At 61.4% G+C, this 12,680-nt stretch carries 11 protein-coding genes; 8 read left to right on the forward strand and 3 right to left on the reverse strand.

Going from position 1 to position 12,680, the window contains the following annotated elements; genetic code table 11:
• Positions 1 to 112: 112 nt before the first annotated feature.
• Positions 113 to 1,351 (reverse strand): acyl-CoA dehydrogenase family protein, encoded by a 1,239-nt coding sequence (locus tag ACA041_RS14810; RefSeq protein ID WP_497441794.1) that lies wholly within the window; start codon positions 1,349 to 1,351, stop codon positions 113 to 115.
• A 353-nt stretch (positions 1,352 to 1,704) separates the two neighbouring features.
• Between ACA041_RS14810 and sfnG the strand changes: the two genes are divergently transcribed.
• Entirely contained in the window at positions 1,705 to 2,796 is a 1,092-nt protein-coding gene (gene sfnG / locus ACA041_RS14815; protein ID WP_497441795.1) for a dimethylsulfone monooxygenase SfnG, read from the forward strand.
• 117 nt (positions 2,797 to 2,913) lie between these two features.
• Here sfnG and ACA041_RS14820 read toward each other — a convergent pair whose 3' ends face one another.
• Positions 2,914 to 3,390 carry a nuclear transport factor 2 family protein gene (locus tag ACA041_RS14820; protein ID WP_497441796.1) on the reverse strand — a complete coding sequence of 159 codons (477 nt, stop codon included), beginning with the start codon at positions 3,388 to 3,390 and terminating at the stop codon, positions 2,914 to 2,916.
• A gap of 56 nt (positions 3,391 to 3,446) precedes the next feature.
• Positions 3,447 to 4,010: a TetR/AcrR family transcriptional regulator gene (locus tag ACA041_RS14825; RefSeq protein WP_497441797.1), complete on the reverse strand. Its 564-nt coding sequence runs from the start codon at positions 4,008 to 4,010 to the stop codon at positions 3,447 to 3,449.
• A gap of 217 nt (positions 4,011 to 4,227) precedes the next feature.
• Between ACA041_RS14825 and pssA the strand changes: the two genes are divergently transcribed.
• The 7 genes from pssA to ACA041_RS14860 all read left to right on the forward strand — a co-directional run bounded on the left by pssA (position 4,228) and on the right by ACA041_RS14860 (position 12,668).
• The gene (gene pssA, locus ACA041_RS14830; protein ID WP_497441798.1) at positions 4,228 to 5,571 is read left to right on the forward strand and encodes a CDP-diacylglycerol--serine O-phosphatidyltransferase; all 1,344 of its coding nucleotides are present in this window, start codon (positions 4,228 to 4,230) and stop codon (positions 5,569 to 5,571) included.
• A gap of 121 nt (positions 5,572 to 5,692) precedes the next feature.
• Positions 5,693 to 6,709, forward strand: coding sequence for an AraC family transcriptional regulator (locus tag ACA041_RS14835; protein ID WP_497441799.1), 1,017 nt, complete (start codon positions 5,693 to 5,695; stop codon positions 6,707 to 6,709).
• A gap of 255 nt (positions 6,710 to 6,964) precedes the next feature.
• The gene (locus tag ACA041_RS14840; protein WP_497441800.1) at positions 6,965 to 8,629 is read left to right on the forward strand and encodes an AMP-binding protein; all 1,665 of its coding nucleotides are present in this window, start codon (positions 6,965 to 6,967) and stop codon (positions 8,627 to 8,629) included.
• Between the two features lie 16 nt (positions 8,630 to 8,645).
• The gene (locus tag ACA041_RS14845) at positions 8,646 to 9,407 is read left to right on the forward strand and encodes an SDR family NAD(P)-dependent oxidoreductase (RefSeq protein WP_497442083.1); all 762 of its coding nucleotides are present in this window, start codon (positions 8,646 to 8,648) and stop codon (positions 9,405 to 9,407) included.
• 12 nt (positions 9,408 to 9,419) lie between these two features.
• Complete coding sequence (locus ACA041_RS14850) at positions 9,420 to 10,613, forward strand: acetyl-CoA C-acyltransferase (RefSeq protein ID WP_497441801.1); 1,194 nt, start codon at positions 9,420 to 9,422, stop codon at positions 10,611 to 10,613.
• Positions 10,614 to 10,753: 140 nt separating this feature from the next.
• Positions 10,754 to 11,881 (forward strand): acyl-CoA dehydrogenase, encoded by a 1,128-nt coding sequence (locus ACA041_RS14855; RefSeq protein ID WP_497441802.1) that lies wholly within the window; start codon positions 10,754 to 10,756, stop codon positions 11,879 to 11,881.
• A gap of 13 nt (positions 11,882 to 11,894) precedes the next feature.
• Positions 11,895 to 12,668: an enoyl-CoA hydratase gene (locus ACA041_RS14860; protein WP_497441803.1), complete on the forward strand. Its 774-nt coding sequence runs from the start codon at positions 11,895 to 11,897 to the stop codon at positions 12,666 to 12,668.
• Positions 12,669 to 12,680: the final 12 nt, after the last annotated feature.

Genomic DNA, 12,680 nt, shown 5'->3' on the forward strand with positions numbered 1-12,680 from the left:
CATCTGGCCTATTCGCGAGCAGGCTCGCTCCCACATCGACCGCGTTCTTCTGTAGAACTCGGTTAAATGTGGGAGCGAGCCTACTCGCGAAGGCGTCAGCCCGGACAAACCATCACTTTGGCTGCGGCCCATTGCCGATCTGCCACACAAACGGCGGCTCGGTCCCGTTGATCTCCCAATCCCCGACAATCCGCGCCTTGTAGATCAGCGGATTATGCGACGACACGGTCCGCGCATTGCGCCAATGCCGATCCAGCGCCTTGCCCTGGCGGATATCCGAGGCGCCAAGGGCATTGAACAGCTCGGTGGTGGCACGCTGGATCAACTCCGAGACCACCACCTGAGCCTTGGCCGATTCGAGTTCCGCCGCAACATTCGCCGCCCGTTCCAATACCTCATCACCCGAGAACCGTGCTAGATAAGCCCGCTGCGCCGGCATTGCAGCCTTCAGCGCGCTGGCTTCGGCGGCATACACCAGCGCGGCCACTTCACCGACCACCTGCTGCACCTGCGCATCCTGGCTGACATGCTGCGCATTGCCGTGGCTGTAAATACGTTTACGCTCACGCACCTGATGCGCCACATCACGCAACGCCGCGCGACCAATCCCGGCCAGGCTCGCCAGCAACACCAGCTGATAAAACGCCGTCTGGTACTTGAAGCGGGTGGCGAAGTCGATGACATTCGCGGCCTCGACTTCGGCGTCGATAAAACGTGATGTGCCGCTGCCGGTGGTGCGCTGACCGAAACCGTCCCAGTCGTCACTCTGGACAATGCCGGGCTGGCGCGTGCGGACCGCGGCAATCACGTCGCCACCGGTGTCGCTGCGCTGGGCATAGACGTCGATCCAGTCGGAGAACAGGCTGCCGGTGCTGTAGAACTTCTCGCCATTGAGCCGCCACTGATTGCCGTGGGGCGAAACCTTGGTCACCACCTCGCCGATGGCCACGTTGCCGATTTCGGTCCAGGCGCAGCCGACAATGTCACCATCGACGAAACGCTGGAACCACAGATCCCTGGCCGGCCCCGGCGGCGCGTTCAAGCGATCCTCGGCAAAGGCGAAATGCCCGCGCAACGCCTGGGGAATGTTGGAATCGGCTTCGGCCAGTTCGATCAGCAGTTCGAACAGCTGAGGCAGGGAGGCGCCGCCACCCCCGTATTCAATCGGCACTCGCACTGCGCCAAACCCGGCATCCTTGAGCCACTGGATGGCTTCGTAAGGCAGGCTGCGCGCCTGTTCGCGCTCGACGGCACCGGCGCCAATGCGCTGGAAAAGCGGTCGGAACCGGGTGGCCAGTGCTTCATAGTCGGTACCAATGGACAGCGGATTGATTACCTGGTGTTCGGTCATGGGACAGTTCCTGGATCGGCAGTGAGTGACCAGGGGGATTGCACGGTCCATGCCGAAACCCGCAGGCCGGAATTGCGCGCTGCTGCAGGTTTATTCCGACTGCAACTGTTGCCCTGCAAACAGCACAGCAGCAAATTGCCTCTGACACACCCAGATCACTGTGGGAGCGAGCCTGCTCGCGAAGTGGCCATCAGACTCGACATCGATGTTGGCCGACACGCCGCCTTCGCGAGCAGGCTCGCTCCCACAGGGTTTTTGCCAGGCTCAAGACCGTCGCGTCACCAGCCGCGTTCCAGCGCTGGCATGGTTGCTGCTCTAGCCCCAGGACTTCCCTGAATTGCGAGGACACGCCAATGAGTCAACAAGCCGTCAAATTTGCCTACTGGGTACCGAACGTCAGCGGCGGGCTGGTGGTCAGCAAGATCGAACAACGCACCCACTGGGGCATCGACTACAACCGCAAACTGGCGCAACTGGCCGAAGCGGCCGGGTTTGAATACGCCTTGACGCAGATTCGTTTCACCGCCGGTTACGGTGCCGAGTACCAGCATGAATCGGTCGCCTTCAGCCATGCGCTGCTGGCCGCTACCACCAAGCTGAAAGTGATCGCCGCGATCCTGCCCGGCCCTTGGCAGCCGGCCCTGGCGGCCAAGCAGCTGGCGACCATCGATCAACTGACTAACGGCCGGGTGGCGGTGAACATCGTCAGCGGCTGGTTCAAAGGCGAGTTCCAGGCCATTGGCGAACACTGGCTGGAACATGACGAGCGCTATCGTCGATCCGAAGAGTTCATCCGCTCGCTCAAGGGCATCTGGACCCAGGACAACTTCACCTTTCGCGGTGACTTCTATCGCTTCGACAACTACAGCCTCAAACCCAAGCCACTGGGTCAGCCGGAAATCTTCCAGGGCGGCAGCTCCCGCGCGGCCCGGGACATGGCGGCACGGGTGTCGGACTGGTATTTCACCAATGGCAATACCCCGGAAGGCATCAAGGCGCAGGTCGACGACATCCGCAGCAAGGCCGCCGCGAACAATCATTCGGTGAAGGTTGGCGTGAACGCGTTTGTCATCGCCCGTGATACAGAGGAAGAGGCACGTGCAGTCTTGGCGCAGATCATCGACCAGGCCGATCCGGACGCGGTGAATGCGTTCGGGGACGCGGCGAAACAGGCGGGCAGGGCGTCACCTGAAGGGGAGGGCAACTGGGCCAAGTCGACGTTCGAGGATCTGGTGCAATACAACGATGGCTTCAAGACCAACTTGATCGGCACACCGCAGCAGATTGCCGAACGGATCGTGGCACTCAAGGCCGTGGGTGTGGACCTGGTGCTGGCGGGGTTTCTGCACTTCCAGGAAGAAGTGGAGTACTTCGGCAAGCGGGTGTTGCCGTTGGTGCGCGAGCTGGAAGCCCGGGCCGGCGTGAAACAAGCCGCGGTCGCCTGACCACCCTGACCCCTGTAGGAGCAAGGCTTGCCCGCGAAGGCGATGTAACTGGCAACTTGATTCGTTGAATGTGAATCAGCCTTCGCGGGCAAGCCTCGCTCCTACAGGGGGCTGCGATTACAGGCCGAGCTCGGACAGCCCAGGATGATCATCCGGCCGACGACCCAACGGCCAGTGAAACTTGCGCTCGCTTTCCTTGATCGGCAAATCGTTGATGCAGGCAAACCGGTTGGCCATCAAGCCGTTCTCGTCGAACTCCCAGTTTTCGTTGCCGTAGGAGCGGAACCAGTTACCCGAGTCGTCGTGCCATTCATAGGCATAACGCACGGCGATGCGGTTGTCGGTAAACGCCCAGAGTTCCTTGATCAGACGGTAATCCAGTTCCCTGGCCCATTTGCGAGTCAGGAAACCCTTGGCTTCTTCGCGGTTAAAAGCAAACTCGGCCCGGTTACGCCACTTGGTGTCCAGGGTGTAGGCCAGCGACACCCGTTGCGGGTCGCGCGAATTCCAGCCGTCTTCGGCCAGGCGAACTTTCTCGATGGCCGATTCACGGGTGAATGGCGGCAATGGCGGACGAACTTCGGCGTTAGACATTTAACGTCTCCCTCTCAAATTAAAGTTATTGCAAGTTGTCAGGCTTGTTTGCAGTGTTACAGGTCCAATAACTTTCGCGCCATGCATTGCGCATTATCGGCGGCACTGTGATCACCCATGACAAGCGCCACGGTAATGGCACCATCGATCAGGATCAGCAGCTGGCGGGCCAGCGTCTGCGGATCTTGTGCGCCATGTTCGGTGCAGAGCTCGCACAGGTAGGCGAGCAGCTTCTGTTTGTGTTCTTTGGCGACCAGGCGCACCGGGTCTTGCGGGTCGCCGGTTTCACCGCTGGTGTTGATGAAGGCGCAGCCACGGAAGCCTTCGGAGGCGAACCAGGCCTTGAGCACGGTGAACAGGTTGAGCAGCCGCCCGGCTGGCGTATCGGCCTGATCGACTGCGCTCCGGTACCAGTTCATCCAGCGCAGGTCCCGCCGTTGCAGGGCTGCGACGGTCAGCTCCTCCTTGTTGGCGAAGTAGCGGTAGATACTCTTTCTGGAGACGCCGGCGGTTTTCACCAGAAGATCCATGCCGGTGGCGGCGATGCCACTTTTATAGATCAACTTTTCGGTGACATCCAGAATGATGTCGCGTGTGTCGTTGCTAATGATTTCGTTCATGGGGCAAACAGTAGAACGATCGTTCTCCATGGTCAAGAAGATATTTATGGTGTCTGTAAAATTGCCTTCGCGAGCAGACTCGCTCCCACAGGGGGAACGCATTTCAAATGTGGGAGCGAGCCTGCTCGCGAAGGGGCCTTTACGGTCGCTGACAAGACCCGGGACAATCCATGGTGTAAGCTCTCAAACTCTTCGGATTCGACCCACTGCGAGCCCTATGCCGTCGCTTTTCAAACGCTCTCTGCTGCCCAAACTGCGCAGTTTTCCGCTGACTGCCGATGCCGTCACCATCCTGTCCGGCGCTGCCGGGTTCCGCCGTTGTCTGCTGGAGCAAATCGCCCAGGCGACCCGGCGCATCTATATCGTCGCGCTCTACCTGCAGCAGGATGAAGCCGGCCAGGAAATCCTCGATGCCTTGCACGCCGCCAAACTGGCGCGTCCAGAGCTGGATGTGGTGGTGGTCGTCGACTGGCTGCGCGCCCAGCGTGGCCTGATCGGTGCCGGCAAGCAGCCGGGCAACTCGGCCTGGTATCAGGAAACCACCCGCACCCGCGACAGCGTGGTCCCGGTGTATGGCGTGCCGGTGCAGACCCGCGAGCTGTTCGGCGTGCTGCATTTGAAGGGTTTTGTGATCGATGACTGCGTGATCTACAGCGGCGCCAGTCTGAACAACGTCTATCTGCATAAGTTCGACAAATACCGTTACGACCGTTATCACCTGCTGCACAACAGCGCGCTGGCCGATTCGATGCAGCACCTGATCCAGCATGGCCTGATCGCCTCCAAAGCGGTACATCGCCTGGACCTGCCCAACCTGCCAAGCACCCGCAGCCTGCGCAACGACATCGGCGACCTGCGCAGCCGCCTCAAGCACGCGGCCTACGACACCAGCACCGGCACTGTCGCCAAAGACGGTCTGACCGTCAGCCCGTTGCTCGGCGTGGGCAAGAACAATCCGCTGAGCCGGTTGATTTGCGAGTTGATCGCCAGTGCCCGGGAGCAACTGACGATCTGCACGCCGTACTTCAACCTGCCGTTGGCCGTCACCCGGGAAATCAACCGGGCGCTGGCGCGGGGGGTGAAGATCGACATCGTGGTCGGCGACAAGACGGCCAACGACTTCTATATCCCGCCGAGTGAACCGTTCAAGGTGATCGCGGCGCTGCCGTATCTGTATGAGATCAGCCTGCGGCGCTTCGCCAAGCGCCATCATCGCAGCATCGACAGCGGTCAGTTGAACCTGCACCTGTGGAAAGACGGCGACAACACCTATCACCTCAAAGGCATGTGGATCGACCAGCGCTACACCTTGCTGACCGGCAACAACCTCAATCCGCGGGCATTCCGCCTGGACCTGGAAAACGCCTTGCTGATCGATGATCCCAAGGGCGAGTTGCTCGAACCGCGGCAGAAAGAGCTGGACGAGATTTTCCAGCACACCCGCCGCATCGAGCGCTATCAGGATCTGGAGACGCTGCTGGAATACCCGCCAGCGGTGGCCAAATTTCTCAAGCGTGTGAGCCGGGTGCGGATTGAGCGGTTGCTCTATCGCATTCTGTAAAGTTTTTTGCTATTGAGATTGCTTTCGCGAGCAGGCTCGCTCCCACAAGGGGTCTGCGTTTGCGCTGCCGGCTGCGCTACTATGCCTGCCATCCAAATAACAACAGGGCATGCTTCGCTCAATGTCGGAAAAAGACACCATCTCCATTCAACTGGTGCGTGAAGCGCTGTTGCAAAGTTGCGCCCCGGGAGCCGCCACCGACGAGGTGTTGAACAAGGTCGGTATCGATCCGGCACTGCTGGAAGCCGCCAACGCCCGTGTCCCGGCCACTGCGTATGCGCGCCTGTGGCGTTTATTGGCCCGGCGGCGGGACGACGAGTTTTTTGGCATGGACCCGCGCAAGCTCAAGTCCGGCAGCCTGGCGTTTCTCTGTCGCTGCTCCATGATCCAGCCGAGCCTGGCCGCCGGCCTGACCTCGGGCCTGGCGTTTCTGTCGTTGATGCTCGAACACATGCCCGCACAGCTGGTGCGTCAGCAGAGCCTGGCGGAAATCGTACTGCTGGAGGACGACCAGGACCCGCGCCGGGCGTTTACCTATTTCACCTACTGGATGATCGTTCACGGCGTGGCCTGCTGGCTGGCGGGGCGAAGGATTCCGATCCTGGCCATCGAACTGCGGTGCCCGCAGCCGGATTTCTGCGATGACTACCAGGTGATGTTCTCCGAGAACCTGCGGTTTGATCGGCCGCGTACCCGAATGATCTTCTCTGCCGAGTGCCTGGATCTGCCGATCAAGCGCACGGCTGAAGAGCTCAAGCGATTCCTGGACCATGCGCCGGCGAATATCCTGGTGAAGTACCGCGACCCGCAAAGCCTGGCCAGCCGGATCAAGCACGATCTGAGGCAATTGCCGGCCGACCATTGGCCCGAAACCGAGCCTTTGGCGCAACGACTGTGCATGTCGGCCTCGACCTTGCGCCGGCGCCTGGCCGAAGAAGGGCAGACCTACCAGGGGCTCAAGGACAGCGTACGCAAGGAATTGGCGATTGTCTGGCTGGCCGAGCCCTCCATCAGTTTCGCCGAGATTGCCACGCGTCTGGGGTTTGCCGATGCCAGCTCGTTCTACAAAGCGTTTCGCAAGTGGTCGGGGTCGAATCCGGGGCATTACCGCAGTTTGATTCTTAACGAGGCTGACTGATCCGGCGCCTTCGCGAGCAAGCTCGCTCCCACATTGGATTTTCAGTGCCGCAGCCTTTGTGTACGAAGAGATCAAATGTGGGAGCGAGCTTGCTCGCGAAGAAGCCCTCACAGGCGATACACCTCTTGGATCTTGGCCAAACCAGTCAAGCAACTTGATAGCTTTGACCATTGTCCCGCCCGCCATGTGGAGCGAGTATTTCCCTGTTACTTACGGTTCCCCCAAACCTAATAAGAAGACACAGGGATTCTGGCAATGCGCGATTACTTGTCTGCGACCTCACAGTTCGATTACCAGCACACCGTGGACGCCGCACTCGCGGGCGATTTGACGGCCCTCAACGCCTGTGTCGAGTGTTGCGACCGGCATGCCTTGCCGGGGCGCATCGCTCTGTTCTGGGAAGGCCGCGATGGCGCCAGCGCGACCTACACCTTCAATGACTTGCAGGACAAGGCTGCGCGGTTCGCCAATTTCCTGCTGGCCCAGGGCGTGCAAAAGGGCGACAAGGTCGCCGGCCTCCTGCCTCGCAACATCGAATTGCTGATCACCGTGTTCGCCACCTGGCGCATCGGCGCGGTCTACCAGCCGCTGTTCACCGCCTTCGGCCCCAAGGCCATCGAACATCGCTTGAGCAGCTCCGGCGCCAAAGTGGTGGTGACCGACGCGGTCAATCGCTCGAAACTCACTGAAGTCGCCGACTGCCCGACCATCGTCACCGTAGGCGGCCCAAAAGGCCAGGGCATCGTCCGTGGCGACTTCAGCTTCTGGGCCGAACTGGGCAATTTCTCCGCCGAATGCGAACCGGTGCTGCTGACCGGCGAAGACCCGTTCCTGTTGATGTTCACCTCGGGCACCACCGGCCCGTCCAAAGCGTTGTCGGTGCCGCTCAAGGCCATCGTCGCCTTCCAGAGCTACACCCGTGACGCGGTGGACCTGCGCCCCGAAGATGCGTTCTGGAACCTCGCCGATCCGGGCTGGGCCTATGGCATCTATTTCGGCGTCACAGGTCCCCTGGCCATGGGGCATCCGATCACGTTCTACGATGGCCCGTTCACCCTCGAAAGCACCTGCCGGGTGATCAACAAATACGGCATCACCAACCTCACCGGCTCACCGACCGCGTATCGCCTGTTGATTGCCGGTAGCGATGAGTTCGCCCGTTCGATCAAGGGCAAGCTGCGCATCGTCAGCAGCGCCGGCGAGCCGCTGAACCCGGAAGTGATTCGCTGGTTTGCCGACAACCTCGGCGTGGTCATCCACGACCATTACGGCCAGACCGAGCTGGGCATGGTCCTGTGCAACCACCATGGCCTGGAGCATCCGATCCACATGGGCGCCGCCGGATTTGCCTCGCCGGGCCACCGTATCGTGGTGCTGGACGATGAGTACAAGGAACTCGGCGTCGGCCAGCCGGGCATCCTGGCCATCGATCGCACCCAGTCTCCGATGTGCTGGTTCGCTGGTTACGAAGGCGCGCCGACCAAGGCCTTCGTCGGCAACTATTACCTCAGTGGCGACACCGTCGAGTGGAACCCGGACGGCAGCATCAGCTTCGTCGGCCGCAGTGACGACGTGATCACCACGTCCGGTTACCGTGTGGGTCCGTTCGATGTCGAAAGCGCATTGATCGAACACCCGGCGGTAGTCGAGGCGGCGGTGGTCGGCAAGCCTGATCCGGAGCGCACCGAGCTGGTCAAGGCCTTTGTCGTGCTCAGCGCGCAATATCGCCCTGAACCGGAGTTGGCCGAAGAACTGCGCCAACATGTGCGCAAGCGTCTGGCGGCGCACTCGTACCCTCGCGAAATCGAATTTGTAAGCGAGTTGCCGAAAACCCCAAGCGGCAAGTTGCAGCGCTTTATCTTGCGCAATCAGGAAATCGCCAAGGCTCAAGAGGCTGCGGCGAAGAACGTTCAAGCTTGAATCCAAGGAAACGATGATGCAGATCGAAAACAAGGTTTTTCTCGTCACCGGCGGTGCTTCCGGTCTCGGCGCGGCCACGGCTGAAATGCTGGTCGCGGCGGGCGCAAAAGTGATGCTGGTGGACATGAACGCCGAGGCGCTTGCCGCGCAGGCTCAACGCCTCGGCGCGCAAAGCGTGGTCGCCGACATCAGTAACGAAGCCGCGGCCGAAGCCGCCGTGCAGGCGACGGTAAAAGCCTTCGGTGGCCTCAGTGGTCTGGTCAACTGCGCTGGCATCGTGCGCGGTGAAAAAATCCTTGGCAAAACCGGGCCCCACGTCTTGGCCAATTTCAGCCAGGTGATCAACGTCAACCTGATCGGCAGCTTCAACATGCTGCGCCTGGCGGCCGCGGCGATTGCCGAGACCGAGGCGGATGCCGATGGCGAACGCGGAATCATCATCAACACCGCATCGGCTGCGGCATACGACGGCCAGATCGGCCAGGCGGCCTACGCGGCTTCCAAAGGTGCGATCGTCAGCCTGACCTTGCCCGCCGCCCGTGAACTGGCGCGCTTCGGTATCCGTGTGATGGCCATCGCACCGGGCATTTTCGAAACGCCGATGATGGCGGGCATGACCCCGGAAGTCCGCGCTTCCCTGGCCGCCGGCGTGCCGTTTCCACCGCGCCTGGGCAAACCGGGCGAGTACGCCGGGCTGGTCAGGCATATCATTGAAAACAGCATGCTCAATGGCGAGGTGATCCGTCTCGACGGCGCCTTGCGCATGGCCGCCAAGTAAAGAGGATTTGTCATGACTATTGCCAACGATCCAATTGTTATCGTCAGCGCCGTCCGCACCCCGATGGGCGGCTTCCAGGGCGAACTGAAGAGCCTGACCGCGCCGCAACTCGGCGCTGCCGCCATTCGTGCGGCCGTCGAACGGGCGGGTGTCACGCCTGAATCGGTCGAAGAAGTGCTGTTCGGCTGCGTACTGTCCGCCGGCCTCGGCCAGGCGCCTGCTCGCCAGGCAGCCCTGGGCGCCGGGCTGGACAAGTCGACCCGCTGTACCACCCTGAACAAGATGTGCGGCTCGGGCATGGAAGCGGCCATTCTGGCCCACGACATGCTGGTGGCCGGCAGCGCCGAGGTGGTGGTCGCCGGCGGGATGGAAAGCATGTCCAACTCGCCGTACCTGCTGGACCGCGCCCGCAGCGGTTACCGCATGGGCCACGGCCGGGTGCTCGACCACATGTTCCTCGACGGCCTGGAAGATGCCTACGACAAAGGCCGCCTGATGGGCACCTTCGCCGAGGACTGCGCCGAAACCAATAGTTTCAGCCGCGAGGCCCAGGACGCGTTCGCCATCGCTTCGACCACCCGCGCCCAACAGGCGATCAAGGACGGCAGCTTCAAGGACGAGATCGTGCCGCTCACTGTGACCGTCGGTAAAGAGCAGTTGGTGATCAGCCACGACGAACAGCCGCCCAAAGCCAAGCTGGACAAGATCGCCTCGCTGAAACCGGCGTTCCGCGAAGGTGGCACCGTTACGGCGGCGAACTCCAGTTCGATCTCCGATGGCGCTGCGGCACTGGTGCTGATGCGCCGTTCCGAAGCCGAGAAACGCGGGCTGAAACCGCTGGCGGTGATTCACGGGCACGCCGCGTTTGCCGATACACCGGGCCTGTTTCCGGTGGCTCCGGTGGGTGCAATCAAGAAGCTGATGCAGAAAACCGGCTGGTCCCTGGACGAAGTCGACCTGGTGGAAGTCAACGAAGCCTTCGCCGTGGTCAGCCTGGTGACCATGACCAAACTGGAAATTCCCCACGAGAAGGTCAACGTCCATGGTGGTGCCTGTGCCCTGGGTCACCCGATCGGTGCGTCCGGCGCGCGGATCCTCGTGACCTTGCTCTCGGCCCTGCGCCAGAAAGGCCTGAAGCGCGGTGTCGCAGCGATCTGCATCGGCGGCGGCGAAGCGACGGCGATGGCCGTGGAATGCCTGTATTGAAGAACACAACCCATGTGGGAGCGAGCCTGCTCGCGAAAGCGCACTGTCAGTCAACATCTACAGTGCGCCAGACTCAGTCTTCGCGAGCAGGCTCGCTCCCACAGGTTTTGCGCCTTCAGGCTAATTTTTAAGGACTTGGCATGATTCCCAATGACGAACAACTTCAGATCAGCGATGCGGCCCGGCAGTTTGCCCAGGAACGGCTGAAACCGTTCGCCGCGCAATGGGACCGTGAACACCGCTTTCCCAAGGAAGCCATCGGCGAGATGGCCGAGCTGGGCTTCTTCGGCATGCTGGTGCCGGAAGAATGGGGCGGTTGCGACACCGGTTACCTGGCCTACGCTATGGCCCTGGAGGAGATCGCGGCCGGCGACGGTGCCTGCTCGACCATCATGAGCGTGCACAACTCGGTCGGTTGTGTGCCAATCCTCAAGTACGGCAATGACGACCAGAAAGAGCGCTTCCTCAAACCGCTGGCCAGCGGCGCGATGCTGGGCGCCTTCGCCCTGACCGAACCCCAGGCCGGCTCCGACGCCAGCGGCTTGAAGACGCGCGCCAAGTTGAACGGCGATCACTACGTGCTCAACGGCTGCAAGCAGTTCATCACCTCCGGGCAGAACGCCGGGGTGGTGATCGTGTTCGCCGTGACGGATCCGAGTGCTGGCAAGCGTGGCATCACTGCGCTGATCGTGCCGACCGATTCGCCGGGCTACAAAGTCGCCCGCGTCGAAGACAAGCTGGGGCAACACGCCTCGGACACCTGCCAGATTCTGTTCGAAGACGTGAAAGTGCCGGTGGCCAATCGACTGGGCGAGGAGGGCGAAGGTTACCGGATCGCCCTGGCCAACCTTGAAGGCGGCCGGGTCGGCATCGCCTCGCAATCGGTGGGCATGGCCCGCGCCGCGTTCGAAGCAGCTCGCGACTACGCCCGTGAGCGTGAAAGCTTCGGCAAACCGATCATCGAACACCAGGCGGTCGCCTTCCGCCTGGCCGACATGGCGACCCAGATTGCCGTGGCCCGGCAGATGGTGCATTACGCGGCGGCCTTGCGTGACAGCGGCAAACCGGCGTTGGTGGAAGCCTCGATGGCGAAGCTGTTCGCTTCGGAAATGGCCGAGAAGGTATGCTCTTCGGCCTTGCAAACCCTCGGCGGTTACGGTTACTTGAACGATTTCCCGCTGGAGCGGATCTACCGCGACGTGCGTGTGTGCCAGATCTACGAAGGCACCAGCGATATTCAGCGCATGGTCATTTCGCGCAATCTTTGAGAAGGAGTCCCTTGTGAGCTACGAAACGATTTTGTTGGAAATCCACGGCCGTGTGGGCCTGATCACCCTGAACCGTCCGCAGGCGTTAAACGCGCTGAACGCGCAGATTGTCAGTGAGTTGAATCATGCCCTCGATGGCCTTGAAGCCGATTCGAACATCGGTTGCATCGTGTTGACCGGCTCGAAAAAAGCCTTCGCCGCCGGTGCCGACATCAAGGAAATGGCCGAGCTGACCTACCCGCAGATCTACCTCGACGACCTGTTCAGCGACAGCGATCGCGTGGCCAACCGCCGTAAGCCGATCATTGCCGCGGTCAACGGTTTTGCCTTGGGTGGTGGTTGTGAACTGGCGCTGATGTGCGACTTCATCCTGGCCGGTGACAACGCCAGATTCGGTCAGCCGGAAATCAACCTCGGCGTGCTGCCGGGCATGGGCGGCACCCAGCGCCTGACCCGCGCCGTGGGCAAGGCCAAGGCCATGGAAATGTGCCTCAGTGGCCGCCTGATCGATGCGGTGGAAGCAGAGCGTTGCGGGATTGTCGCGCGGATCGTGCCGGCGGATGAACTGCTGGAAGAAGCGTTGAAAGTCGCGACCACGATTGCCGCGAAGTCGCTGCCGATCGCGATGATGACCAAGGAAAGCGTCAACCGCGCGTTTGAAGTGAGTCTGTCGGAAGGCGTGCGCTTCGAGCGCCGGGTGTTCCATGCGGCGTTTGCGACGCAGGATCAGAAGGAAGGGATGGCGGCGTTTATTGCCAAGCGTCCGGCTGAGTTCCAGGGTAAGTGATGTAGCGTTCTC

Source organism: Pseudomonas sp. LBUM1676, from assembly GCF_059695605.1.